The 24,272-nt window shown below is 69.4% G+C and carries 27 protein-coding genes; 22 read left to right on the top strand and 5 right to left on the bottom strand.

Annotation, left to right across the window (positions count from 1 at the left end):
- Positions 1 to 37 precede the first annotated feature (37 nt).
- The 12 genes from ACY466_RS17960 (at position 38) to ACY466_RS17905 (ending at position 8,807) form a co-directional block, all read left to right on the top strand.
- Positions 38 to 337, top strand: a complete 300-nt coding sequence (locus tag ACY466_RS17960) for a glutaredoxin family protein (RefSeq protein WP_463247262.1) — start codon at positions 38 to 40, stop codon at positions 335 to 337.
- Positions 338 to 727: 390 nt separating this feature from the next.
- The gene (locus ACY466_RS17955; RefSeq protein ID WP_463247257.1) at positions 728 to 2,104 is read left to right on the top strand and encodes a glutamyl-tRNA reductase; all 1,377 of its coding nucleotides are present in this window, start codon (positions 728 to 730) and stop codon (positions 2,102 to 2,104) included.
- On the top strand, positions 2,101 to 3,123 hold the full coding sequence (gene hemC, locus ACY466_RS17950) for a hydroxymethylbilane synthase (RefSeq protein WP_463247253.1): 1,023 nt from the start codon (positions 2,101 to 2,103) through the stop codon (positions 3,121 to 3,123). The genes ACY466_RS17955 and hemC overlap by 4 nt, the downstream gene beginning before the upstream one ends.
- A gap of 192 nt (positions 3,124 to 3,315) precedes the next feature.
- Complete coding sequence (locus ACY466_RS17945) at positions 3,316 to 4,878, top strand: bifunctional uroporphyrinogen-III C-methyltransferase/uroporphyrinogen-III synthase (protein WP_463247250.1); 1,563 nt, start codon at positions 3,316 to 3,318, stop codon at positions 4,876 to 4,878.
- A 69-nt stretch (positions 4,879 to 4,947) separates the two neighbouring features.
- The gene (gene hemB / locus ACY466_RS17940; protein WP_463247246.1) at positions 4,948 to 5,922 is read left to right on the top strand and encodes a porphobilinogen synthase; all 975 of its coding nucleotides are present in this window, start codon (positions 4,948 to 4,950) and stop codon (positions 5,920 to 5,922) included.
- Entirely contained in the window at positions 5,919 to 6,665 is a 747-nt protein-coding gene (locus tag ACY466_RS17935; RefSeq protein WP_463247242.1) for a hypothetical protein, read from the top strand. The genes hemB and ACY466_RS17935 overlap by 4 nt, the downstream gene beginning before the upstream one ends.
- Before the next feature lie 110 nt (positions 6,666 to 6,775).
- Positions 6,776 to 6,898: a hypothetical protein gene (locus tag ACY466_RS17930; protein ID WP_463247239.1), complete on the top strand. Its 123-nt coding sequence runs from the start codon at positions 6,776 to 6,778 to the stop codon at positions 6,896 to 6,898.
- A 102-nt stretch (positions 6,899 to 7,000) separates the two neighbouring features.
- Positions 7,001 to 7,207 (top strand): hypothetical protein, encoded by a 207-nt coding sequence (locus tag ACY466_RS17925; protein ID WP_463247236.1) that lies wholly within the window; start codon positions 7,001 to 7,003, stop codon positions 7,205 to 7,207.
- A 41-nt stretch (positions 7,208 to 7,248) separates the two neighbouring features.
- Positions 7,249 to 7,713, top strand: a complete 465-nt coding sequence (locus ACY466_RS17920) for a hypothetical protein (protein ID WP_463247233.1) — start codon at positions 7,249 to 7,251, stop codon at positions 7,711 to 7,713.
- A gap of 134 nt (positions 7,714 to 7,847) precedes the next feature.
- The gene (locus ACY466_RS17915) at positions 7,848 to 8,273 is read left to right on the top strand and encodes a hypothetical protein (RefSeq protein ID WP_463252344.1); all 426 of its coding nucleotides are present in this window, start codon (positions 7,848 to 7,850) and stop codon (positions 8,271 to 8,273) included.
- Positions 8,270 to 8,527, top strand: coding sequence for a hypothetical protein (locus ACY466_RS17910; RefSeq protein WP_463247230.1), 258 nt, complete (start codon positions 8,270 to 8,272; stop codon positions 8,525 to 8,527). The genes ACY466_RS17915 and ACY466_RS17910 overlap by 4 nt, the downstream gene beginning before the upstream one ends.
- A 4-nt stretch (positions 8,528 to 8,531) precedes the next feature.
- Positions 8,532 to 8,807, top strand: a complete 276-nt coding sequence (locus ACY466_RS17905) for a metal-sensitive transcriptional regulator (protein WP_463247226.1) — start codon at positions 8,532 to 8,534, stop codon at positions 8,805 to 8,807.
- 60 nt (positions 8,808 to 8,867) lie between these two features.
- On the opposite strand, the gene ACY466_RS17900 is transcribed toward ACY466_RS17905, so the two are convergent.
- Together ACY466_RS17900 and ACY466_RS17895 are read right to left on the bottom strand one after the other, a co-directional pair.
- The gene (locus ACY466_RS17900) at positions 8,868 to 10,835 is read right to left on the bottom strand and encodes an acyl-CoA dehydrogenase family protein (protein WP_463247222.1); all 1,968 of its coding nucleotides are present in this window, start codon (positions 10,833 to 10,835) and stop codon (positions 8,868 to 8,870) included.
- Positions 10,836 to 10,911: 76 nt separating this feature from the next.
- On the bottom strand, positions 10,912 to 11,136 hold the full coding sequence (locus ACY466_RS17895) for a hypothetical protein (RefSeq protein WP_463247218.1): 225 nt from the start codon (positions 11,134 to 11,136) through the stop codon (positions 10,912 to 10,914).
- Between the two features lie 143 nt (positions 11,137 to 11,279).
- Between ACY466_RS17895 and ACY466_RS17890 the strand changes: the two genes are divergently transcribed.
- Genes ACY466_RS17890 through ACY466_RS17850 form a run of 9 tightly spaced genes read left to right on the top strand, consistent with a single transcriptional unit; the run spans position 11,280 to position 20,596 of the window.
- Positions 11,280 to 12,752 (top strand): amidase, encoded by a 1,473-nt coding sequence (locus ACY466_RS17890; protein ID WP_463247215.1) that lies wholly within the window; start codon positions 11,280 to 11,282, stop codon positions 12,750 to 12,752.
- A gap of 31 nt (positions 12,753 to 12,783) precedes the next feature.
- Positions 12,784 to 13,293, top strand: a complete 510-nt coding sequence (locus ACY466_RS17885; protein ID WP_463247211.1) for an N-acetyltransferase family protein — start codon at positions 12,784 to 12,786, stop codon at positions 13,291 to 13,293.
- Positions 13,294 to 13,324: 31 nt separating this feature from the next.
- Positions 13,325 to 14,665 (top strand): glutamate-1-semialdehyde 2,1-aminomutase, encoded by a 1,341-nt coding sequence (gene hemL, locus ACY466_RS17880; RefSeq protein WP_463247207.1) that lies wholly within the window; start codon positions 13,325 to 13,327, stop codon positions 14,663 to 14,665.
- Positions 14,662 to 15,324, top strand: coding sequence for a histidine phosphatase family protein (locus tag ACY466_RS17875; RefSeq protein WP_463247202.1), 663 nt, complete (start codon positions 14,662 to 14,664; stop codon positions 15,322 to 15,324). Before hemL ends, ACY466_RS17875 begins: the two co-directional genes overlap by 4 nt.
- 39 nt (positions 15,325 to 15,363) lie before the next feature.
- Complete coding sequence (locus ACY466_RS17870; RefSeq protein ID WP_463252343.1) at positions 15,364 to 15,942, top strand: TlpA disulfide reductase family protein; 579 nt, start codon at positions 15,364 to 15,366, stop codon at positions 15,940 to 15,942.
- 41 nt (positions 15,943 to 15,983) lie between these two features.
- On the top strand, positions 15,984 to 16,796 hold the full coding sequence (locus tag ACY466_RS17865; protein WP_463247198.1) for a cytochrome c biogenesis CcdA family protein: 813 nt from the start codon (positions 15,984 to 15,986) through the stop codon (positions 16,794 to 16,796).
- A gap of 11 nt (positions 16,797 to 16,807) precedes the next feature.
- Positions 16,808 to 18,457 carry a cytochrome c biogenesis protein ResB gene (gene resB, locus ACY466_RS17860; protein WP_463247195.1) on the top strand — a complete coding sequence of 550 codons (1,650 nt, stop codon included), beginning with the start codon at positions 16,808 to 16,810 and terminating at the stop codon, positions 18,455 to 18,457.
- Positions 18,457 to 19,428, top strand: a complete 972-nt coding sequence (ccsB, locus tag ACY466_RS17855) for a c-type cytochrome biogenesis protein CcsB (RefSeq protein WP_463247192.1) — start codon at positions 18,457 to 18,459, stop codon at positions 19,426 to 19,428. The genes resB and ccsB overlap by 1 nt, the downstream gene beginning before the upstream one ends.
- Before the next feature lie 58 nt (positions 19,429 to 19,486).
- On the top strand, positions 19,487 to 20,596 hold the full coding sequence (locus tag ACY466_RS17850; protein WP_463247189.1) for a MinD/ParA family ATP-binding protein: 1,110 nt from the start codon (positions 19,487 to 19,489) through the stop codon (positions 20,594 to 20,596).
- Between the two features lie 107 nt (positions 20,597 to 20,703).
- Here ACY466_RS17850 and ACY466_RS17845 read toward each other — a convergent pair whose 3' ends face one another.
- Together ACY466_RS17845 and ACY466_RS17840 are read right to left on the bottom strand one after the other, a co-directional pair.
- Entirely contained in the window at positions 20,704 to 20,913 is a 210-nt protein-coding gene (locus tag ACY466_RS17845; protein WP_463247185.1) for a hypothetical protein, read from the bottom strand.
- 136 nt (positions 20,914 to 21,049) lie between these two features.
- On the bottom strand, positions 21,050 to 21,256 hold the full coding sequence (locus ACY466_RS17840; RefSeq protein ID WP_463247181.1) for a BldC family transcriptional regulator: 207 nt from the start codon (positions 21,254 to 21,256) through the stop codon (positions 21,050 to 21,052).
- Between the two features lie 201 nt (positions 21,257 to 21,457).
- On the opposite strand from ACY466_RS17840, the gene ACY466_RS17835 reads away from it, so the two are divergent.
- Complete coding sequence (locus ACY466_RS17835) at positions 21,458 to 21,766, top strand: DUF4229 domain-containing protein (protein ID WP_463247178.1); 309 nt, start codon at positions 21,458 to 21,460, stop codon at positions 21,764 to 21,766.
- Here ACY466_RS17835 and pepN read toward each other — a convergent pair.
- On the bottom strand, positions 21,757 to 24,243 hold the full coding sequence (pepN, locus tag ACY466_RS17830; protein ID WP_463247174.1) for an aminopeptidase N: 2,487 nt from the start codon (positions 24,241 to 24,243) through the stop codon (positions 21,757 to 21,759). The genes ACY466_RS17835 and pepN overlap by 10 nt on opposite strands.
- Positions 24,244 to 24,272: the final 29 nt, after the last annotated feature.

Below are 24,272 nucleotides of genomic sequence, written 5' to 3'. Positions count from 1 at the left end.
AGCCGCGAGCACCGACGGGAGTGGAAGGCTGTGGACTATGACATCTGGAACATCGGGGACACCCGGAATCACGGGGATCGCTCGCACTCCGCGGGTGACATTGCTGACTCGAGCCGGATGCGGTGCGTGCGTCGCCGCGCTGGAGGTCCTGACCCCGCTGTGTGTCGAGCTGGGTGCCGACGTCACCGTGATCGACGTGGACGAGGCCGCCGTTCGCGACCCTGACCTGCGGGCGGAGTACGGAGACCGGCTTCCCGTGGTGTTGCTCGACGGCCGCGAACACAGTTACTGGGACGTCGACGTGCCGCGGTTGCGGCGCGATCTCGGCGCTCCCTAGCAAAAAGAGCGGTCGCGGATCGTACTACACCGTCGAGCGACTTTGTTCATCGCGTTTCGAACGGTTAACGTGGATGAAGGAAATCAGGCGTGACCACCGACGAGAGCGGCTCAGAAGGTCGTTCGAGGTGGACCACCGTGTAGATCGCATCCGCGCACCGCGGTCGGTCGGACGAGGAGCCAGCGACGTGATCGAACTGCGCCCGAGTGTCGGTGCCGCACGTCGTACGACCGTCCTCGCCCAGGTTACGGTCCCCTGCTCTGCGAGCTCCCCCCGGGTGTACCTCACCCCCGAGACCGCACCACCGCACGAGAATGCAGCGCCGTTCGACACAGCAGCGCCGCTCGCATCTCAGTCCTTCGTCAGTAGAAACGGATCGGTGATCACACCGTGAGTGTCCTTCTCCTCGGGATTTCGCATCGAAGCGCTCCCGTCTCGGTTCTCGAACGCGTCGCGATCAGCGACACGGAGCGACCGAAACTCACCGATCGCATCATGCTCTCGCCGCACGTGTCCGAAGTGATGATCGTGTCGACGTGCAACCGCGTCGAGGTCTACGCCGTCGTCGACGCCTTCCACGGCGCGCTGACCGACCTCGGGGCCCTGCTGTCCGAGCACTCCGGTCTCGATCTGTCCGACCTCACCCGGTACGCGTACGTCCGATACAGCGAGGCCGCCGCCGAGCACCTGTTCGCCGTGGCCGGCGGACTCGACTCGATGGTGATCGGCGAGCAGCAGATCCTCGGCCAGATCCGCGCCGCCTACGCCGCGTCCGACGGCCAGCAGGCCTCGGGCCGCGCGATGCACGAGCTCGCGCAGCAGGCGCTTCGGGTGGGCAAGAAGGTCCACTCGGAGACCGGTATCGACAAGGCGGGCGCCTCCGTGGTGTCCGTGGCGCTCGACCGAGCCGGCGAGGTGTTCGGCAGCCTGGTCGGTCGCCGCGCGTTGGTGCTCGGCGCGGGCGCGATGGGCGGCCTCGCCGTCGCCCACCTGACGCGGACCGGAATCGCGTCCATCACGGTGGCCAACCGGACCGAGGCGCGCGCACAGCACCTGGCCGACACCGCGGCCGCGGGCGGCGTCGAGTCGCGTGCCGTCGCGCTCGACGATCTGTCCGACGCGCTCGCCGACGTCGACGTCCTCGTCACCTGTACCGGCGCCGTGGGTGCCGTCGTCACCATCGCCGACGTCCACCGGGCCCTGGCCCGACGCGACACCGTCGCCCGTCCCCTGGTCATCTGCGACCTGGGTCTTCCCCGCGACGTCGAGACCGCGGTGGCCGGCCTGCCCGGCGTGACCGTCATGGACATGGAGACGCTGCAGCGAGATCCCGCGGCCGGTGCGGCCGCGTCGGACGAGCGGGCCGCCCGCGAGATCGTCGCGCGCGAACTTGCCTCCTACCTGTCCGGTCAGCGTCTGGCCGAGGTCACTCCCACCGTCACGGCGCTGCGTCAGCGTGCGGCCGAGGTCGTCGAGTCCGAGTTGATGCGACTCGATTCCCGGCTGCCCGGCCTGGCCGATCCGCAGCGCGACGAGGTCGCCCGCACGGTCCGGCGCGTGGTGGACAAGCTCCTCCACGCCCCGACGGTGCGCGTCAAGCAACTGGCCACCACGCCCGGTGGCGACTCGTACGCCGAGGCGCTCCGGGAACTCTTCGAGCTCTCGCCGGGCACCGTGCAGGCCGTGGCCTCGCCGATGGAGGTCGGACCCGACGCCGTCGCGGCCCTGGCCGACGATTTCACCGACCGTGGGGAGTTCGACGAATGACGCAGTCCGACACCGAGACTCGGGCGAACGCCGGGCCGCTCGGTGACCGCGTCGTGCGCATCGGCACCCGCGGGAGCCTCCTCGCGACCACCCAGGCCGAGACCGTGCGCGCCGCGATCACCGCGACCGGCGTGCAGACCGAGTTGGTCGTCGTGACGACGGCCGGCGACAAGTCGGCGGCCCCCGTGCAGGAGATCGGCGTCGGCGTGTTCGTCGCTGCCCTGCGGGAAGCGTTGGCGGACAAGACGATCGATGTCGCCGTGCACTCGTACAAGGATCTTCCGACCGCGGAGGACGAGCGGTTCGTCATCGCCGCCGTGCCGGAGCGCGAGGACTCCCGCGACGCCCTGGTCGCGCGGGACGGCCTGGTGCTGGGGGAACTTCCCGCGGGATCGACCGTCGGTACCTCGGCGCCTCGCCGCGTCGCGCAGCTGCGGGCCCTGGGCCTGGGGCTCGACGTGCGCCCGTTGCGCGGAAACCTCGACACCCGCATCGGCAAGGTCGCCAAGGGCGAGCTCGACGCCGTGGTCGTCGCCCGCGCCGGCCTCGCCCGGATCGACCGGTTGGACGTGGTGACCGAGGCGCTCGAGCCCGTGCAGTTCCTCCCTGCCCCCGCGCAGGGAGCCCTGGCGATCGAATGTCGTTCGGACGACCACGATCTCGCCGCGGTGCTGAACACCCTGAACGAGTCCGCGGCGCGCGCGTGCGTCACCGCCGAGCGTGCACTGCTGGCCGAACTGGAGGCAGGATGCACCGCCCCCGTGGGTGCGATCGCCGAGGTGGTCGAGTCCATCGACGAGGACGGTCGCATCTTCGAGGAGCTCTCGCTGCGTGGGTGCGCCGCCGCACTCGACGGTTCCGACGTCATCAAGGCGTCGACCGTCGGGGCCGTCGCCGACGCGGAGGAGTTGGGCCGATCGGTGGCCCGCGAACTTCTCGACCTCGGAGCTCGCGACCTGGTCGCGATCACCGAGCCGCGTGCGGCCGACTCCGACACGACCGAGGCACCCGATGCGTGAACCACGAACGCTGGTCCACCGCGGCACGGTGGCGCCCGGACGAGCCAGACGCAGGGCGACACCGCCGATCGGGCGGACCGAGCGCATCGCGACGTCGCGGGTGATCCCGAAACGCGGTCCGGTCACCGCGATCACCATCACGTACCGCAGCCACACTGCCTTTCGTAACGACACTGCACTGGAGAACACACCATGAGCCCCACCCGTAAGAGCACGCCGGGACGGATCCTGTTCGTGGGCTCGGGACCCGGTGACCCGGCTCTGCTCACCGTGCGCGCCCGCGACGCTCTGAACTGTGCCGAACTCGCCTTCACCGACCCCGACGTCGACAAGGGTGTCATCGCGCTCGTCGGCTCCGGCCTTCCGCGTGACCCCGAGACCGGGGAGACCGGCGTCGACGTGCGTCCGGCGCTGGGGGAGCCCGCCGAGGTCGCCAAGACCCTGGTCGCCGAGGCCAAGAACGGCCACGACGTCGTTCGTCTGGTCTCCGGTGACCCGCTGACCACCGATTCGGTGATCGCCGAGGTCACGGCCGTCGCGCGCACCCAGGTGCAGTTCGAGGTCCTCCCCGGTCTGCCGGCCGGCTCCGCCGTGCCGAGCTACGCGGGCATGGCCCTCGGCTCGGAGCACACCGAGGCCGACGTGCGCGGCGACGTGAACTGGGCGGCGCTGGCCGCCGCGCCGGGTCCGCTCGTGCTGCACGCCACCGCCGGTCACCTGGCGGAGACGGCGAGCGCCCTGGTCGAACACGGTCTCGCGCCGCAGACACCCGTCGCCATCACCGTCCGCGGCACGACGCGCCAGCAGCGCACCGTCGAGGCCACCCTGGCCTCGCTCAACGACGCGGGCGCGGACCTGGTCGGTTCCCTCGTGATCACCGTGGGCAAGGTCGTCTCGCAGCGCAGCAAGATGTCCTGGTGGGAGAGCCGCGCCCTGTACGGCTGGACCGTGCTGGTGCCGCGGACCAAGGATCAGGCCGGCGAGATGAGCGACCGCCTGGTCACGCACGGCGCAATCCCCATCGAGGTCCCCACCATCGCCGTCGAGCCCCCGCGCAGCCCCGCGCAGATGGAACGTTCGGTGAAGGGTCTGGTCGACGGCCGCTACCAGTGGGTCGTCTTCACCTCCACCAACGCGGTGCGCGCGGTGTGGGAGAAGTTCGAGGAGTTCGGCCTGGACGCTCGCGCGTTCTCCGGCGTCAAGATCGCCTGCGTCGGCGAGGCCACCGCCGCGAAGGTGCGCTCGTTCGGCATCAACCCCGAACTGGTGCCCGCGGGTGAGCAGAGCTCGCTCGGTCTGCTCGAGGACTTCCCCCCGTACGACGAGGTCTTCGACCCCGTCAACCGGGTGCTGTTGCCGCGCGCCGACATCGCGACCGAGACGTTGGCCGAGGGCCTGCGCGAGCGCGGCTGGGAGATCGACGACGTCACCGCCTACCGCACCGTGCGCGCTGCTCCGCCGGCCGCCGAGACGCGCGAGATGATCAAGACGGGTGGATTCGACGCCGTGTGCTTCACGTCGAGTTCCACCGTGCGCAACCTGGTCGGCATCGCGGGCAAGCCCCACGCCCGCACGCTCGTCGCCTGCATCGGACCGAAGACCGCCGAGACGGCCGTCGAGTTCGGCCTGCGGGTGGACGTGCAGCCCGAGACGGCTCAGGTCGGACCGCTGGTCGAGGCGCTCGCCGAGCACGCGGCCCGGTTGCGCGCCGAGGGCGCTCTGCCGCCGCCGCGCAAGAAGTCCCGCCGGCGCTGACGCACCCCGTGCGCCCGACGCGCACCCACGGATGTGCACCGGGCGCACGGCCGAACGAAGTGAGGAAGCATGTTCCCGACCGACCGGCCGCGGCGATTGCGTCGCACCCCGGCTCTGCGCAGGTTGGTGGCGGAGGTCTCCCTCGAGCCACGGCACCTGGTGCTCCCGATGTTCGTCGCCGACGGTCTCGACGCTCCGCGGGAGATCTCGTCGATGCCCGGCGTCGTCCAGCACACGCTCGACTCGCTGAGCGCCGCCGCGGACGAGGCCGTCCGGGCCGGCGTCGGGGGCGTCATGCTGTTCGGTGTCCCGCGTCCGGAGGACAAGGACGGGCAGGGATCTCTAGCCTCCGATCCCGACGGCATCCTCAACCGCGGACTTCGTCGACTTCGTGACGATCTCGGTGACGAGACGGTCATCATGGCCGACACGTGCCTCGACGAGTTCACCGATCACGGCCACTGCGGTGTGCTCGCGGCGGACGGTGGCGTCGACAACGACGCCACGCTGGTGCGCTACGTGGACATGGCGGTGGCACAGGCCGAATCGGGCGCGCACCTCCTCGGACCGAGCGGCATGATGGACGGGCAGATCGGTGCGATCCGCGAGGGTCTGGACACCGCCGGGTTCGCCGACGTCGGCCAACTCGCCTACACCGCCAAGTACGCGTCCGCGTTCTACGGTCCGTTCCGCGAAGCCGTGGGATCGACGCTGATCGGCGATCGCCGCACCTACCAACAGAATTCGGCCAACCGTCGGGAATCGATGCGCGAGCTGGATCTGGACATCGCCGAGGGCGCGGACATGGTCATGGTCAAGCCGGCCATGAGCTACCTCGACATCCTGCGCGACGTCGCGGAGGTGTCACCCGTTCCCGTTGCGGCGTATCAGATCTCGGGTGAGTACGCGATGATCACCGCGGCGGCGCAGAACGGATGGATCGATCGCGACGCCGCGATCCACGAATCGATTCTCGGTATCCGGCGAGCCGGAGCCGACATCGTGCTCACCTACTGGGCGACGGAATTGGCGGGACGGCTGTGAACGAACGAGGCGACGACGAGCGGAACCGGCCCGGCGGAAACTCCGGGGACCCCCGGTTCGACGCCCCGCAGGGCGGTTGGCAGCAGGGTGGTCCGCAGCACGGCGGTTGGCAGCAGGGTGGTCCGCCGCAGGGTGGTTGGCAGCAGGGTGGTTGGCAACAGGGTGGTCCGCAGCAGAACCGTCCGCAGGGCAACTGGCACCCCGAGGGGCTTCCGCCGAGCGCGATGCACCCCGCCCAGCCGCCGGAGAGCGACGTGCCGGTCGACATCGAGACCGCGCGGCACCTGTGGATGGGCGTCGTCGGCCTCGGTCTGATCAGCATGGTGCTCGGCCTGTGGGTGCTCTTCTCCGACCGTGACGCGTTTCTCGATCAGTTGCTCGCCGACATGCAGGCGGCCGACCAATCCGTCGCGCTGACGGCGGAGACGGCGGACGGGGTGCTGGTGACCGCGCTCGTGCTGTCCCTGCTGCTCGGAGTGCTGATCGCGGGGTTGGTACTCCTCGTCGTCAAGAAGATGCGTGAGGGCAAGCTGTGGGCACGCACGGTGCTCACCGCGGTGGGTGTGATCGTCGTCGTGACGACGCTGCCGACCCTGTTCGGACTCGGATCGCTGGGCGGCGGCATCGTCGTGGTGACGTCCGTGCTGGGAATCCTGCAGGCCGTGCTGGCCGCGGGTGCGGTCTACCTGATGCACCGTCGGGAATCGCTCGAGTACTTCCTCTCGAAGCGGGCGCCGAAGTAGCGAGTCTGCTCGGGTACATCGCATACCGACACGCTGATACGGATGTGACGTAAGTTACATGTGAGGCGTTACGATTCTTTCGGTCGGGACCCACCGCCGGAAGGACCGTGATGGCTCAGCGTGACCTCGAACCCCAGCGGCACGTGCTCAGTGCCCTCTTTGCCCTTCTCATGCTCACCTGCGCCGTCGCGGTGGTGATCCTGATCGTCGCGAGCGGATTCTCGGGAGCCTGAGCGGTACTCGCAGTGAGGCCATTCTTGGCCGCGCGTCTTACTCCGGGGTAAGGTGACAGTAGTCACAGGAGATGTCGGCGAGCGGTTCGGAGGCGACAGCACGTGGAGATCGATCAGGGCCCGGTTCGACACCGAGGTCGGCGGGCCACCGACTGCGATGACCGGGCCCGGCCCGCGTCGATCCCGGCCGCGGATCCCCGCATCATCCCGTGCGGCGGGCAGCGCCGGGAGAACCTTCTCCTTCTGGTTCTCGTGCTCATCGCCGTTCTGACGGCCGTCGCCGTCCTGATTCCCGCCGTTCTCTCCTGACCACCGGGAGGGCCCGACGCATCGCCGGGCAAGATGGTCTCGTGACCGATTTCGACACGACGCCGAGCAGCGTGCGTCCCGCGGTGGTCACCGCCGCGTTCTGGGTGTGGACCGTGTCGGCCGTGCTGGTCGTCCTCCTCGCCCTCCTCTCGCTCACCGTTCCCGCGGACGACATCCGCGAACGTCTCGTCGACGCAGGCCGCACCGCGGGCGACGCCGACGCCGTGCTGAGGGTCCTGCGGGGGTACGGCGTGGTCGCGGTGATCGTCGCGGCCGTCGTGGCGTTTCTCACCGGCCCCACGTGCCGGCGCGGGGACCGCAGGTACCGCCGCGCGCTGGTGACGCTGTCGGTGATGTCCGGTCTGATCCTCCCGGGCTCGACCCTGGTGGGATTCGCCCTGGTGCCGATGCTGGCCGTGTTCGGTGGGCTGGGCTTCCTCGTGGCGTCGACGTTGGTGTATCGCCCGTCCGCCTCGCGCTGGTTCGCGGTGGGAGCAGACCGGTGACCGAGGATCCGGACGCCGCCGACGTCGAGAAGCCCCAGCCCGCCGCCGAGCACCCCGCCGGCGAACCCCACAGCACCGAGCCCGACGTCACCGAGCCCGCCGTCTTCGCCGAGTACGGCGCCAGGTGGCGCGCCCTGGCCTGGGGGCCCGCGTTCTGCGGCGTCGCCTACGTGGTCGAGGTCTACACCGGCCCGGTCGTCCACACCGTCGGCCTGATCGTCATCGCGTTGGTTCTGATGCTGTTCACGTACGTGCAGATCGTCGCTGCCCGTCGGCACGCGACGGTGATCCTCACGGACACCACGTTGAGTCAGGGAACCGAGGACGTCAGCCTGAAGGACATCGTCACGGTGTACCCGGAGCCGGACTACGAGAAGACGAACAACCAGTACGAGCGCTGGCAGACCGCGCGCGTGCTCGGTGAATTGTCGTCGGTGCCCCGCAAGCGCACCGGCATCGGCCTGAAGTTGCGCGGCGGAGGCATCGTGCAGGCGTGGGCCAAGGACGACGAGACCCTGCGCGAACTGCTGCTCGAACGCGTGCCCGGCAGCGCCTCGTGAGGCGCGCGATCGTCCACGGAGCCATCGCGGTGGTGTTCGTGATCGTCGCGGTGGTGCTGTTCGTACAGGGCCACTCCGACGCCCGGGTGATCGACACGATCCCGGCGCGGGCGGGCCTGGACAGCGATCTGGCCGTCGATTACACGGCGACGTTCGTGTCCGGACCGTGGATCGCCGCCTCCGTGGTGTGCGGGACGATCGCTGCGTACTACGCGCTCATCGCCGTGCGTTCGTACCCCCGGGGGGTACATTGAGGGTATGAGCGGCTTCGATCAGGACGACCTCCTCAAACGCCTGCGCCGTATCGAAGGCCAGGTGTCCGGCATCTCGCGCATGGTCGCAGACGATCGCTACTGCATCGACGTTCTCACCCAGGTCTCCGCGGTGACGAAGGCCCTGCAGTCGGTGTCCCTCAAGCTCCTCGACGCCCACCTGGCGGGGTGCGTTCTCGACGCCGCGCGCGAGGGTGGACCCGAGGCCGACGCGAAGGTCAAGGAGGCGTCCGACGCGATCGCCCGCCTCGTCCGGAGCTGAGTCGCCCACCGACACGACAACGGCCGCATCGTCGGACGATGCGGCCGTGTTCGCGAACGGTCAGGCGCTGGTGACGGATTCCTTGACCTCGGCGGGCTCGTCGTCCGCGAGCATCGCGGCACCGAGGAGCTCCTCGGGAACACCGAAGCCGTCGATCAGCGTCTGCGCGTGCGGGCGCAGGGTGCGGCACCGCTCGTTGATTCCGCGGGTGACGGCCTTGGAGCGCTCGGTCGAGAGGAACCGGTGCTCGACGAACCAGGCCTTGTCCGCGTCGATGACCGACAGCGCGTAGAGGTCGCAGACCTCGCCGAGCAGTTCCTTCGCGTCGTCGTCCTCGCAGTTGTCGATACCCGCGACGAACGCTTCGAGAATCACCCGATCGACGTGTGCGGACGCCGCGTGCAGGATGTGGTCCTGCACGTGGTTGAAGGCCTCGAACTGGCTCATCTTCTTCGAGAGCCCGTTCAGTCGCTTGGCCGCGGTGGAGATCAGGTACTCCTCGCGATCCTCGAACATCGAGATCTGGGTACCGCGGTTGAACAGCGATCCCTCTTCCTCGTTGTCCTGACGGCTGTCCACGAGCGTCTGGATGATGGGCGCTGCCGCGGTGCGCTTCTTCACCACGTCACCGACGGTGTTGGCCGCGAACTTCACCCAGTCGGCCGGGCCGAACGAGCGCACCTCGTGGGCGTAGGCGGTGAGCAGTTCCTTCGCGACCAGCTGCGTGAGCACCGTGTTGTCGCCCTCGAACGTGGTGAACACGTCGGAATCGGCCTTGAGCGCGATGAGCCGGTTCTCCGCGAGATACCCGGCGCCGCCGCAGGCCTCGCGGGACTCCTGGATGGCCCGGGTGGCGTGCCAGGTGTTGGCGGCCTTGAGTCCGGCCGCGCGGCCCTCGAGCTCGCGCTGCTCGGTGGCGTCGGGCTCCTCCGCGCTCTGGATGTCGTGCATCTTGGACACGAGCTCGTTCTGCGCGAACTGCAGAGCGTAGGACTTGGCGATCAGCGGGAGCAGGCGGCGCTGGTGCACGAGGTAGTCCATGATCACGACCTCCTCGTCCGTGCCCGGCGCGCTGAACTGCTTGCGCTGCATCGCGTACTTCGTGGCGATGGTGAGGGCCACCCGCGCCGCGGCGCCGGCCGATCCGCCGACGGTGATGCGGCCCCGGATGAGGGTGCCGAGCATCGTGAAGAAGCGCCGGTTCGGGTTGTCGATGATCGAGGAGTAGGTGCCGTCCGGGGCGACGTCGGCGATCTTGTTCAGCATGTTCTCGCGCGGGATGCGCACGTTGTCGAAGCTGATCCGGCCGTTGTCGACGCCGGGCAGGCCACCCTTGTAACCGATGTCGTAGGTGGTCACGCCCGGCATGTCGGTGCCGAAGTTCTCGTCGCGGATCTGCACCACGAAGCAGTGCACACCGGCGCTCTCGGGCTCCTGGCCGGGTCCGCCGGTGATGAGCTGGGCGAACACGGTGGCGTACTTGGCCGCCTCGGCCGCGCCGCCGATGTAGTCCTTGCGGCAGGACTCGTCGGGCGTGTTGATCACGAATTCCTGCGTGTCCGCGTCGTACGTCGCGGTGGTGCCGATGGACTGCACGTCGCTGCCGTGTCCGGTCTCGGACATCGCGAAGCAGCCGAGGACCTCGAGGTCGATGAGCGGCTTGATGAACTGCTCGTGGTGCTTCTCGGTGCCGAGGTTCTCGATGGCACCGCCAAAGAGGCCCCACTGCACGCCGGCCTTCACCATCAGCGACAGGTCGGACATCGCGAGCATCTCGATCATGGTGACCGCAGCGCCGATGTCGCCGGTACCGCCGACGGTCTTGCCGAAACCGGATTCCGCAGCGCCGGCCGCGGCGAGGATGCGCAGTTGCTCCATCGCCTTGGTGCGCGCGATCGCGGTGTTCGGCGTGTAATGCGGTGCGAACTCGTGCCGCGACAGCTGTTCGCGGGTCTCGTTGCGGACGTCGCGCCACCGTCCGTCGAGCGTCGTCCGGATGTGCTGAGCAAGCTGTTCGTTGCTGGTCATACTCGACGGTAACTTACGCCCGAGGTGCCGGTGGGTCTTGATCGGTCCAGAAGACCGAATCGCCTGCGCACACCGGTCAGGTGCGCAGCCACACCATGATTCTGGCCACGAACCCGCGGCCGTTTTCCCGTGCGTACGGGCCGTCGCCGAACAGCGACGCCCCGTTGTCGGCGAGGGCCCGCGTGACGATCGCACTGAACCCGTCCAGCTGGGCTTCGAGGTGTTCGCGGAAGCCGTCCGGCCAGGGCTCGCGCGGGTGGTCCCGGGCGGGCTCGCGGAAGGGGTCGTGCGCCATGGCCATGTGACGAGGATAACGCGTCGTTAACACGTTCGTAACGCGTCGGTCGGTGCCGCGGCCCGGGTGCCGACGCGCGCAGCGGTCACCAGTCACGAATCGAGAAGGATCCTCCGCGCGGCCACGTCGGTCCTCGATAGGTTCCGGCGGTGAGATTCGACGAGTACCGCGACCTCGACGCGACGTCCCTGGCCGCCGCCGTGCGGGCGGGCGAGGTCACCCCCGCCGAGCTGCTGACGCTGGCCCGCGAGCGCGCCCGCGAGGTGAACCCGGCGCTGAACGCGATCGTGTCCTGGCAGGACGCCGCCGCCGACGCCCGCGCCGCGGGACCGCTAGCCGGTCCGATGGCGGGAGTTCCCTTCCTGATCAAGGACCTCCATCAGCAGCAGGAGGGCGTTCCCGGCACGGAGGGCTCACGATCCTGCGTCGGACGGGTCGCGGCGGAGACGGACACGATCGTGCAGCGCTGGCTGGACAGCGGGGTGGTCCCGTTCGGTCGGACGAACGTGCCCGAGTTCGGCGCCAAGGGCGTGACCGAATCCGATCTGCACGGTCCGTGCCGCAACCCGTGGGACACCGCGCGCACCCCCGGTGGGTCCTCGGGGGGAGCCGCGGCGGCCGTCGCCGCGGGCATCGTTCCCGTGGCGGGCGCCAGCGACGGAGGCGGATCGATCCGCATTCCGGCGGCGTGTTGCGGCCTGTTCGGCCTCAAGCCCGGCCGCGGAGTGGTTCCCGCCGGTCCGGGGTCGGGAGAGCTGCTGCACGGGTCCGCGGTCGACGGCGTCCTGTCCCGCACGGTCCGGGACAGCGCCGCCTTCCTCGACATCATGGCGGGTACCGATCCGGTCGCCCCGCCGTATGCCTTCGCGTCGGTCGACGGCGGGTATCTGGGAGCACTGGACCGCCCCGTACGCCCGTTGCGCATCGGGGTGCAGCGGCGTTCGGCCCTGACCGACGGTCCGGACCCGGAGGTGTCCGACGCGCTCGACAAGGCTCGCGCGCTGCTCACCGAGCTGGGGCACGTGGTGGAGGAGGTCCGGCCGGACTACGACGAGGACGCGCTGGCGCAGGACTTTCTCACTCCCTGGTATGCCCACGCCGCGCTGGTCGTCGACGAGCTCGAGTCCGAGGGCCGGGACGGGTTCGAGTTCGACACCCGCGTCATGGCCGCCATCGGGAGATCGATCGGCGCGGTGGAACTGGAACGCGCGCTGGCCGGGTGGCACACCCACAGCCGTGCGCTCGACGAGTTCCACGGTCGATACGACGTGCTGATGACCCCCACGCTGGCCACCCTGCCGCCGACGATCGGCCGGTACGCGACCTCGGCGGTCGAACGGATCGCCGGTGCGGCCGCCCTGCGGGTGGGGGCCGGTGCGGTGCTCGGCCGGGTCGGTGCGGTGCGTCAGGCCGTGCTGCGCAATCTGTCCTGGGTGCCGTTCACTCAGCTCGCGAACGTCACCGGCCGCCCGGCCGTCAGCGTGCCGCTCTTCCGGACACCGGCGGGGCTACCGATCGGCATCCAGTTCGTCGGTCCCGTGGCGGGGGAGGCGACGCTGTTCCAGCTGGGGGCGCAACTCGAGGAAGCACTCCCGTGGGCCGGTCACCGGGCCATGGAGTGACCAGCGCACTCGGTGGCTAGCGTGTTCTCCCGTGTCCACTCACCCCACCCCGGTCATCCGTGACGCCGTACCCGCCGATCTTCCCGAGATCCTCGTCGTCCACAACGCGGCCATCGCCGAGACGACGGCCATCTGGGACGCGGAGCCGGTGGGGCTCGACGAGCGCGAGGCGTGGTTCGCCGCCCGCGCGGATGCCGGCCACCCGATCCTCGTGGCCGACGTCGACGGCGTCGTGGCGGGATACGCGTCGTACGGGCAGTACCGGCCCAAGTCCGGGTACCGCCTGACGATGGAGAACTCCGTCTACGTGGCGGACGGGTTCCATCGCCGCGGCATCGCGACCCGGTTGATGACCGCGCTGATCGCACGGGCGGGGGAGAACGGGGTGCACGCTCTCGTCGCGGGCATCGAATCGTCGAACACCACGTCGATCGCCCTGCACGAGAAGCTCGGGTTCGTGACCGTCGGGGTGATGCCCGAGGTGGGGGTCAAGTTCGGGCGCTGGTTGGACCTCACCTGGATGCAACTCACGCTCGGCTGACCACTCTCGCGCCTGTGAAACACTGGAAAGCGTGACTTCTTCGAGCGGAACCGACTCCGGCATCACCACCGCCCGATCCGCAGAGCTCTTCGCCCGCGCGTCGGCCGTGATTCCCGGCGGCGTCAACTCCCCGGTGCGCGCCTTCCACTCGGTCGGCGGTACGCCGCGTTTCATGTCGAAGGCCAGCGGATACACCCTCACGGACGCGGACGGGAACGACTACGTCGATCTGATCTCCTCGTGGGGTCCGATGATCCTGGGGCACGCGCACCCGGCCGTCGTCGACGCGGTGCAGAAGGCCGCCACCACGGGCCTGTCGTTCGGCGCTCCCACCCTCGGCGAGATCGAACTCGCGGAGGAGATCGTGCGCCGAATCGACCCCGTGGACGAGGTTCGGTTGGTGAATTCGGGCACAGAGGCGACCATGAGTGCGGTCCGTCTGGCCCGCGGATTCACGGGTCGCACCAAGATCGTGAAGTTCTCCGGGTGCTACCACGGTCACGTCGATGCGCTCCTCGCCGACGCCGGTTCCGGCCTCGCCACCCTCGGCCTGCCCACGAGCCCCGGGGTCACCGGCGCGCAGGCCGCCGACACCATCGTCGTCCCCTACAACGATCTCGACGCCGTCGCCGCGGCCTTCGCCGAGAACGACGGACAGATCGCGTGTGTCATCACCGAGGCCGCCGCGGGCAACATGGGTGCGATCGCCCCGCAGCCCGGATTCAACGAGGGCCTCAAGCGTCTGACCTCGGACAACGGGGCTCTGCTGATCATGGACGAGGTGATGACCGGGTTCCGGGTCAGCGCGTCGGGCTGGTTCGGTCTCGACGGCGTCGCCGGTGACCTCTACACCTTCGGCAAGGTCATGAGCGGCGGTCTGCCCGCCGCCGCGTTCGGTGGTCGCCGCGAGATCATGAGCTACCTCGCCCCCGCGGGTCCCGTCTATCAGGCGGGCACGCTGTCGGGTAACCCCGTCGCCGTCGCCGCCGGGCTGACGACGCTGCAGCACGCCGACGCCGCGGTCTACGCGGCCCTCGACGCCAACTCCGCGCGACTCGGGGCCATCCTCGGCAACGCCCTCGAGGCCGAGGGCGTCACCCACCGCGTGCAGTACGCAGGCAGCATGGTGAGTGTGTTCTTCTCCGAGACCCCGGTGATCGACTACGCCGGCGCGAAGGCCGCCGAGACGTGGCGCTTCCCCGCGTTCTTCCACGGCTTCCTGAGCCGGGGCGTCTACCCGCCCCCGAGTGCGTTCGAAGCGTGGTTCGTCTCCGCCGCCCTCGACGATCGCGCGTTCGAGATCATCGAATCCGCGGCACCGCACGCGGCCCGTGCCGCCGCAGCCGCGACCCAGCCCGAAGGATCGAAATGACCGACTCCCCGGCCGAACACCCGCACGCCGAGACGCGCACCATCGTGCACGTCCTGCGGCACGGCGAGGTGCACAACCCCAAAGGCATTCTCTACGGCCGACTTCCGTCGTTCCGGCTGTCCGTCACCGGGCAGGCGCAGGCGCGGACGGTCGCGGCCTCGCTCGCCGGCCACGACATCACGCACATCGTGGCCTCGCCGCTGCAGCGCGCGCAGGAGACCGCGGCGCCCATCGCGTCGGCGTTCGATCTGCCGATCGAGACCGACGAGAACCTGATCGAGGCGGGCAACGAGTTCGAGGGCCTCAAGGTCGCCGTCGGCGACGGCGCGCTGCGTCGGCCCCGGCACTGGTGGAAGTTGCGCGATCCGTTCACCCCGTCCTGGGGCGAGCCGTACCTGCAGATCGCCCACCGGATGCTCGCCGCGGTGAACGCCGCGCGCGTCGCCGCGGTGGGACACGAAGCGGTGTGCGTCAGCCACCAGCTGCCCGTGTGGACGCTGCGCCGGTTCCTCTCCGGTGATCGGTTGTGGCACGATCCGCGCCACCGTCAGTGCGGCCTCGCGTCGCTCACGTCGCTGATCTACGAGGGCGACACCCTGGTCGACATCGTCTACTCCGAACCCGCCGGTGCCTCGGACCCGCGGGTCACCGGCGCGTGAGGGTGTGACGACGTGAGACTCGTTCGGTCCCTCGTCGGAGTGGTCGCCGCGGCGGCGCTCCTGGCGGGCTGCGGCACCGGTACCGACGCGGTCGCTCAGGGCGGCACATTCGACTTCGTCTCGCCCGGCGGCCAGACGTCGATCTTCTACGATCCGGCCGACGAGCGCGGGTCCATCGGCGAGATGTCCGGCCCGGATCTCATGGAGGACGGAACCACCACCTCGCTGTCCGACTTCGAGGGTGACGTCGTGGTGGTCAACGTGTGGGGCCAGTGGTGCGGGCCGTGCCGCGCCGAGGCCGACGACCTCGAGATCGTCTACGAGAACACGCAGGATCTCGGCGTGTCCTTCCTGGGCATCAACGTGCGCGACAACCAGCAGGACAAGGCGCAGGACTTCGTCGTCGACAACAACGTGACGTATCCGTCGATCTACGACCCCTCCATGCGCACCCTGCTCGCGCTGGGGCAGAGCTACCCCACCTCGGTGATCCCCACGACCATCGTGCTCGATCGCGAGCACCGCGTCGCCGCCGTGTTCCTGACCGAGCTGCTGGTCGAGGACCTGCAGCCCGTCGTCGAGCGCATCGCGGCCGAGAGCCCGGTCGGCGATGCCTGACCTGCTCGCCGGCCGAGCCGTCCCCGACCGGGTGATGCACCGTGGGTGAGGCGTTCCAGTCGGCCGCCGCGAGCGGCCCGCTGATCTTGGCCCTGGGCGCGTGCGTCCTGGCCGGCCTCGTCTCGTTCGCGTCGCCGTGCGTCGTTCCGCTGGTTCCGGGCTACCTGTCGTACCTGGCCGGTGTGGTCGGCGCCGACGCACCGTCGGTCACCGCGTCCGAGGCGGCCGCGAAGAAGGGATCGGGATCGGTCGCGACGCTGACGAGGGACCGGACTCGCGTCGCCGGCGCCGCCCTCCTGTTCGTCCTGGGCTTCACCGTCGTCTTCGTGCTGGCCACCGCCTCGGTCTTCGGGGCGATCTCGGTCCTGCAGGTCAACCGCGAGATCCTCCAGCGGGTGGGCGGCGTGGTGACGATCGCGATGGGTCTGGTGTTCATCGGCCTGATCCCGGCGCTGCAGCGCGACACCCGCTTCGAACCGCGGCGCATCGGCAGCATCGCCGGAGCCCCGCTCCTGGGCGGCGTCTTCGCGCTCGGCTGGACGCCGTGTCTGGGTCCGACGCTGGCCGGCGTGATCTCGCTGACCGCGGGAACCGAGGGGTCGACGGCGGCTCGCGGCGTCGTCCTCATCGTCGCGTACTGCCTGGGTCTCGGGCTCCCGTTCGTGCTGCTGGCGTTCGGTTCGGTCAGCGCGCTGCGCGGGGTCGGGTGGCTGCGCCGCAACGGACGCGCCATCCAGGTCTTCGGCGGTCTCATGCTGGTGGCCGTCGGTATCGCGCTGGTCACCGGCGCATGGGACCTGTTCATCAGCTGGCTCCGGGACGGCGCCGTGTCCGACACGACCCTTCCCATCTAGGCGAGGAAGACATGAGTACAGACACCACGCCGCGGCCGTCGGGAACGCCGGATGCCGCGCCCCGACCCCCGCGGCAGTCCCCGCTCGGCCGCGCCGTCGCGGCCGTCCGCAACACCTGGCGCGGCCTCACGTCGATGCGCACCGCCCTGGTCCTGCTGTTCCTGCTGGCCCTGGCCGCCGTCCCCGGTGCGTTGCTGCCGCAGCGCAGTCTGAACCAGGGCAACGTCGACGAGTACATCCAGAACCGCCCCACCCTGGGTCCGCTGATGGACCGCCTCGAGCTGTTCGACGTGTTCGCCAGCTTCTGGTTCACCGCGATCTACGTGCTGCTGTTCGTCTCGCTCGTCGGCTGCATCCTGCCGCGGTGCGTCGATCACGCGAAGGCGCTGCGTACCGCCCCGGTCGCGACGCCGCGAAACCTCGCCCGGCTTCCGCACCATCACCGCACCGAGGTCGACGGCGCCCCGGGAGAGGTCCTGGATTCGATCGACGACCGCATGCGGGGCTGGCGCAAGGCCCGACGCACCGAGTCCGACGGGACGCTGACTCTCTCGTCGGAGAAGGGGTACCTGCGCGAAGCGGGCAACCTGGTGTTCCACCTGTCGCTCGTCGGGCTGCTGGTGGCCGTCGCGTACGGCCGGTTGGCCAGCTACGAGGGCAACGTGGTGGTCATCGCGAACGACGGCCCCGGCATCTGCACGAGCTCACCGGCGCAGTTCGACTCGTTCCGCGCGGGCAACCTGCAGGACGGCACGGGAATGACTCCACTGTGTGTGCGGGTCAAGGACTTTCGTGCGGACTACCTGCCCAACGGTCAGGCCGAGATGTTCACCTCGAACATCGAGTACCAGGCGGGACAGAACCTGGTGGACAACGTGTGGGTCGACGATCAGCTGCGGGTGAACCATCCGCTGCGCGTCGAGGGCGATCGCGTCTACCTGCAGGGCCACGGATACGCGCCGACGTTCACCGTCACCTTCCCCAACGGCGAGACCCGCACCGAGACGATCCAGTGGGAGCCCACCGACGCCACCACGTTCCTCTCCAGCGGCGTGCTGCGCATCGACCCGCCCGGCGGTCTCTACCCCGATCCGGACGTGCGTCGCAGCAACCAGATCGCGATCGAGGGTCTCTTCGCGCCGACGGCGTTCTTCCACGGAAACCTGCTGTCCTCGAGCTTCCCGGCGCCCAACGACCCGGCCGTCGCGGTGGACATCTATCGCGGCGACACCGGCTTGGACACCGGTAACCCGCAGTCCCTGTTCTCGCTGAGCCAGGTGCTCATCGAGCAGGGCCGCCTCGTTCGGCAGGACCGGGTGAACCTCACGCCCGGCGAGTCGTCGGTGCTGGACGACGGCACCGAGGTGCGCTTCGACGGGGCCGAGGAGTTCGTCAACCTCCAGGTCTCGCACGATCCGGCGCAGATCTGGGTGCTGGTGTTCTCGCTGACCATGATGGGCGGTCTGCTGGTCTCGCTGGTGGTCAAACGCCGCCGGATCTGGGTGCGGGTTTCCGCCGCGTCCGCAGAACGACGTACCGTAGTAGAAATGGGTGGACTCGCCCGTACCGACCAGGCCGGTTGGGGCGACGAGTTCGACCGCCTGACGACGCGCATCATCGAACCGTCGTCCACCGACACCGCACACGAGCAGGAGCGATAATGCCGATCGACGAAACCCTCGCGCAGTTCAGCGACTACTCGTTCCGGTCCGCGTTCGTGATCTATCTGCTCGCGGCGGTGTTCCTGATCGCCCGGTACGCGACGCTCACGGTGACCGCGGCGGGGGCTCGCGAGGAGAAGCAACTGGTGAAGGCCGGCGGCGCGCCGACCCGGCCCACCGGACCGGGCCGCATCGACCCGACGCCCACGCGGCCGAGATCCGAGAGCTACGGCGGTATCGGCTACTCGCTGGTGGTCCTCGGCCTCATCCTGACCCTGGTCTCGATCGTGCTCCGCGGTTTCGCGACGGATCGGTTCCCGCTCGGCAACATGTACGAGTTCGTCACCATGGCCACCGCGGCCGCCACGGCCACGGCCGTCGTCGCGCTCCGACGTATGCGTCCGATGCTGGTGTTCGTCGTGGTCCCGAACCTCGTTCTGATGTTCCTCGCCGCGACCGTGCTGTACGCGGACGCCGCACCCGTCGTACCCGCCCTGCGGTCCTACTGGCTCCCGATCCACGTGTCCATCGTGAGCATCGGCAGCGGCATCTTCCTGGTGTCCGGTGTCGCGTCGTTGCTGTTCCTCCTGCGGATGCGCTACCCCGCCGGGGGCACGGCCACGAGTGCGCTGGCCCGGTTCTCGCAGAAGCTTCCCGATGCCCAGACCCTCGATCGGCTGGCCTACAAGACCACCATCATCGGGTTCCCGCTGTTCGGTGCCGGCGTCATCCTCGGTGCCATCTGGGCCGAGGCGGCGTGGGGCCGCTTCTGGGGCTGGGACCCCAAGGAGACGGTGTCGTTCATCGCGTGGATCATCTACGCCGCGTATCTCCACGCTCGGGCCACCTCCGGGTGGCGTAACACCCGCGCGGCCTGGATCAACATCGCGGGCTTCGTGGCCATGCTGTTCAATCTGTTCATCATCAACATGGTGGTCTCGGGTCTGCATTCGTACGCCGGCCTGAACTGACGATCCGTACGCGGCGAGCGGGGCCGGGCGCAGCGCCCGGATCGAGGTGGGGGAGTTCGTGACCGATCGATGGGGCGGCTGGGACGAGCAGCCGAAGGACCAGCAGGACTCGTACGGGTCACCCACGTCGAACGGGTCGTCGGCCGACTCCGACACCCGCTGGCTGCCCACTCCGGCTCCACCGGAGACCGCGGCGGTGAACGAACCGATCCGCGTCGACGATCGGCCGCTCCCGTCCCCCACGGCGCACGATCTGTCGACCTCCCGGCTGTTGCGCCCGACCGCACCCGCTCCCACCGGCGGGTGGCGGAGGATGTTGCACGACGCCACCGGCGGGCGCGTCAACGTCGGCAACAGTGCCAAGGAGCAGCGCCGACTCGAGCTGATGAAGCAGGTCAATCTGCCCCTGCGTGGGTGTCATCGGATCGCGCTGATCGGATTCAAGGGCGGCGTCGGCAAGACGACGCTCTCGGCCGGACTGGGGTCGACGTTCGCGTCGATACGCGGCGACCGGGTGATCGCGGTCGACGCGAACCCCGACCGCGGCACGCTCAGCCAGAAGTTGCCCGTCGAGACCGCGGCCACCGTCCGCGACCTCATTCGTGAAGCCCGCAGCATCGACAAGTACAGCGACGTGCGCGCGTTCACCTCGCAGAACCGGCACCGACTCGAGGTGCTCGCCTCGGCGGCCGACCCGGCGATGTCGGAGGCGTTCGACTCCTACGACTACGAGAACGTGGTCGGCGTGCTCGAGCGGTTCTACAACATCCTCGTCACGGACTGCGGAACCGGCATGCTGCACTCGGCGATGCGGGCGGTTCTGCACACCTCCGACGGGCTCGTGATCGTGGCGTCGGGTTCGGTGGACGGGGCGAGCAGCGCGTCCGCGACGCTCGACTGGCTGGACGCCCACGGCTACCGGCACCTGGTCGAGCAGTCGATCACCGTGGTCAACATGGTGCGACCGGGAAAGACGTCGGTGGACCTGTCGAAGATCGTCGAGCACTTCGGCCGACGCTCGCGTGCGGTTCGGGTCATCCCGTTCGATCCCCACCTCGAACAGGGTGCGGAGGTGGATCTGGATGCCCTGCGGCCGGCCACGCGGGCCGCACTGCTCGAGACGGCGGCGGCGGTCACGGCGGGATTCCCGCTGGTACATCGGCCCTGATCTCACGGGCCCTGATCTCACGGGCCCTGACCTCACGAGTTCGCCCGCCCACCGACGTGCGGTGAGCGGGTGAATCGCGAGATTGGGCGACCTAGACGGTCACGCGGTCACTTCTCGACGGGGCCCGGAGTACCCGCATCGGGTCCGGAACCACCGCGGTCACGGCCGGTGTTGTCGCGGCCCATTTTCCACAGGAAGTCCGGGTCGTCGTCCGGTCCGACGACGCGCGTCTCGGGAACGTCGGCGTCGGGTCCCAGTGCTCTCCAGACGAGAACGGCCAGGGCCACGATTCCGATCAGAGCCAACAGGTAGATCATCTTGCACCTCCACTACACAGGGTAGTCGTGCGGAGGTCTGCGGTCACCGTTCCTTACGTTGCAAGATCCTGAGAATCTGCGAAGGAGCTCGGGAAACGCACCGATGTCGGTGACCCGGGGGTCGCGACGCGGTGAGTCAGCGATGTGCCTCGGTGGTGAGGGAGCTCAGCAACTGCTGAACCTCGGACTCGCGGAAACGACGGTGTCCGCCGGGGGTGCGCAGCGAGCCCAGGCGACCGGCGTGAGCCCACCGGGTGACGGTCTTCGGATCGACATGGAAGAGCGCGGCGACCTGGCCGGGCGTGAGCAGGTTGTCCTGCAGGGGAAATGTCGGCGCGCTCATGTGTGACTCCTTCGATCGTCGTGTCGTCGGCGGCCACGGGGGACCGTCATGACCTCATGGTGACACCGCACCCCCCGGGTACTCGACTTGTCAGGAGTTGGTAAAGGGGAGGTAATAGACAAAACGGATGCCCGAACCGTCCGATTATCGTGAGATTCCGGGCGCGGCGGCCTCCGCCCGAACTCGCGGTAAAGTCGAGGAGTGACCGATTCTCAGACCCCGCAGGTGTCGAAGGGCATGCTCGCGCGCGACCTCCTGCTCTACACGGGCGCGCGACTCGGCCTGATCGCCGTGGTGGCCGCGATCATCTACTTCGGCGCGATGCTGGTCGGAGTGCAGGTGCCGATTCTCGTGGCCATGGTGTTCGCGCTCGTCGTGGCGTTCCCGCTCTCGCTCGTGCTGTTCAAGAAGCTGCGCATCCGCGTCAACGAGGACATCTCCGCGGTCGACGCGCAACGTCGCCGCGCCCGGCAGGACCTGCACGCCAAACTGCGCGGCGATCAGGCCTGATCGGCGCCCCGCGCCGCCAGCGCGCGGGCCAGATGGTCCCGCTGCTCCACGACGCACCGCCGTAGCGCGTCCGGCGCGTCGATGTGCTCGCGCAGCCAGCGGTCGGCGTCGTCGGTGGTGTCCGCGGCCGGAAAGAGGCCGAGCACCAGGCGACGGGCGATCTCGATGCTGCGCTCCGCCCAGAGCGGCTCGATCCACTCCCAGTACCGCGCGTCCCAGCGCTCGATGGTGGCGCGGGACGACCCGGCGGTGAATCCGGTGACCAGCGCGGAGATCGAATCGTTGCTCAGCGACTCCGGACCGTCCGGCACCAGAGCGGACTCGGCCCCCGTCAGTGCAGCCCACACCTCGGCCTTGCGCTCGACCGACGGTTGCGCGGCGCGGGCCGCGAGATGATGCACCGACCCCGCGGCCGTGCGGTCCGCGTCGGCCACCGCGGCCAGCTCGGCGTCGTCGGTGTGTCCGGTGGCGGCGAGAGCGAACCACAACGACCAGCGTTGCTCGGCATCGAGGGCCAACCCCTCGATCGTCACGGCGCCGGTCAGGAGCTCGCGCACTCCCGGTGCCCGCTCCGGGCAGTGGGACGCCGCCGCGGCGAACGCGTGGAACCACTCGAGCTGGGCGTCGCTCCCCGCCGCAGCGGCACTCAGTTCGTCCCGGGCCGCGGCCGAGAAGACCTCGCGCAGCTCCTCGCGCTCGGCGGCGTAGCGCTCCACGGCGACCCCGGCGTCGGCGAGGATCGCGCCGAGGATGCCGGGATGCGGTTCGGTGGGTCCAAAGCGGGTCACCATGCCCACGAACTCCGCGGCCGGCAGTTCGGCGTCGCGCGTGGCGTTCCACAGCGAGGACCAGATCAGACCGCGGCGTAGGTCGTCCGGCACCCGATCGAGCGAGGTGCGCAGGACGGCGAGCGACCGGGCGTCGAGGCGCACCTTCGCGTACGTGTGGTCGCCGTCGTTGAGCAGCACCACCGCCGCGTCGGGAAGGTCGAGTCGGGTCTCACGGGCGTCGATGTGCACCTCGCGCGGTGCGGCATCGGAAAGGTCGCCCCGGTCGTCGAAGTCGAGGCAGGCGACGTCCAATCGCTGCGGTCGCGGATCGCTCTGGGTGAGCACGCCGGTGGCGCGGTCGTAGCTCAGCGTCGTGACCCCGGTGGTACGCAGCCACGCGTCGGACCAGTCGTCGAGCTGCCGACCCGCGGCGGCGGACAGCGCATCGAGCAGATCCCGGAGCGTGGTGTTGGAGAACGCGTGCTTCCGGAAGTAGGTGCGCGCGCCCGCGAAGAACGCGTCCTCGCCGACGAACGCGGCGAGTTGCTTGAGCACGCTCGCACCCTTGGCGTAGGTGATGCCGTCGAAGTTCAGTTTCGCCGCCTGCAGGTCGACGATGTCGGCGACGATCGGATGCGTCGTGGGCAACTGATCCTGGGAGTACGCCCACGCCTTGCGACGGTTGGCGAACGAGACCCAGGCGTCGGTGTACTCGGTGGCGGCGACGGAGGCGTACGCCCCCATGTAATCGGCGAACGACTCCTTGAGCCACAGATCGTCCCACCACACCATGGTGACCAGATCCCCGAACCACATGTGCGCCATCTCGTGGAGGATGGTGTTCGCACGCCGGGCGTACTGGGAACGCGTTGCGGCGCTCCGGAACACGTACGACTCGGTGAACGTCACGCACCCCGGGTTCTCCATCGCCCCCAGGTTGTACTCGGGGACGAACACCTGGTCGTACTTGCCGAACGGGTACGGGTGGTCGAACGCGTCCTGGAAGAAGTCGAGGCCCGCGCGGGTCACCTCGAAGATGGCCTCGGCGTCCAGGTGCGGCGCGAGCGACGCACGGCAGAACGCGCCGAGCTCGATCGCCGAATCACCCTGTCCGTGAACGGAATCGACTCGGTGATACGGACCCGCGATCACCGCGGTGATGTAGGTGGAGATGCGCTGAGTGGGTGCGAAGACGGTGGTGGGACCGGAGGTGCGCTCGATGCGTTCGTTGGACAGTACGGTCCACTCCTCGGGGGCGGTGACCTCGAACGTGAACGGCGCCTTGAGGTTCGGCTGCTCGAAGCAGGCGAACACGCGGCGGGCGTCGGCGGGCTCGTACTGGGTGTAGAGGTAGGTCAGGCCGTCGGCCGGGTCGACGAACCGGTGCAGACCCTCGCCGGATCGGCTGTAGTGTCCGCGCGCGTGGACCTCGACGACGGTGCGGCCGGACAGCCCGCGCAGTCTTATCCGCGCGCCGTCGTACTCCACCGGCACGTCCGCCGAGTCGATCACCACCCGGTCCACCCCGGCGCCGAGGAAGTCCAACCACGTCTCGGGCTCCGCGGCGGAGAACTCGACGACGGTCACCGTCGGGAACTCGGGCGCGGTCACGGCGGCGGACAGATCCAGCGCGACGCGGTACGTCACGTCGGACAGCACGCGCCCGCGGTGGGCGGTCTCGGCTCGGGTCAGATCGGCGGTGCTCATGGGTCCCATGCAACACCACGGTTCCCGTC

The sequence above is a fragment of the Rhodococcus sp. K11/5 genome (assembly GCF_055193735.1).
This window is presented reverse-complemented; position numbering and strand designations above follow the sequence as displayed.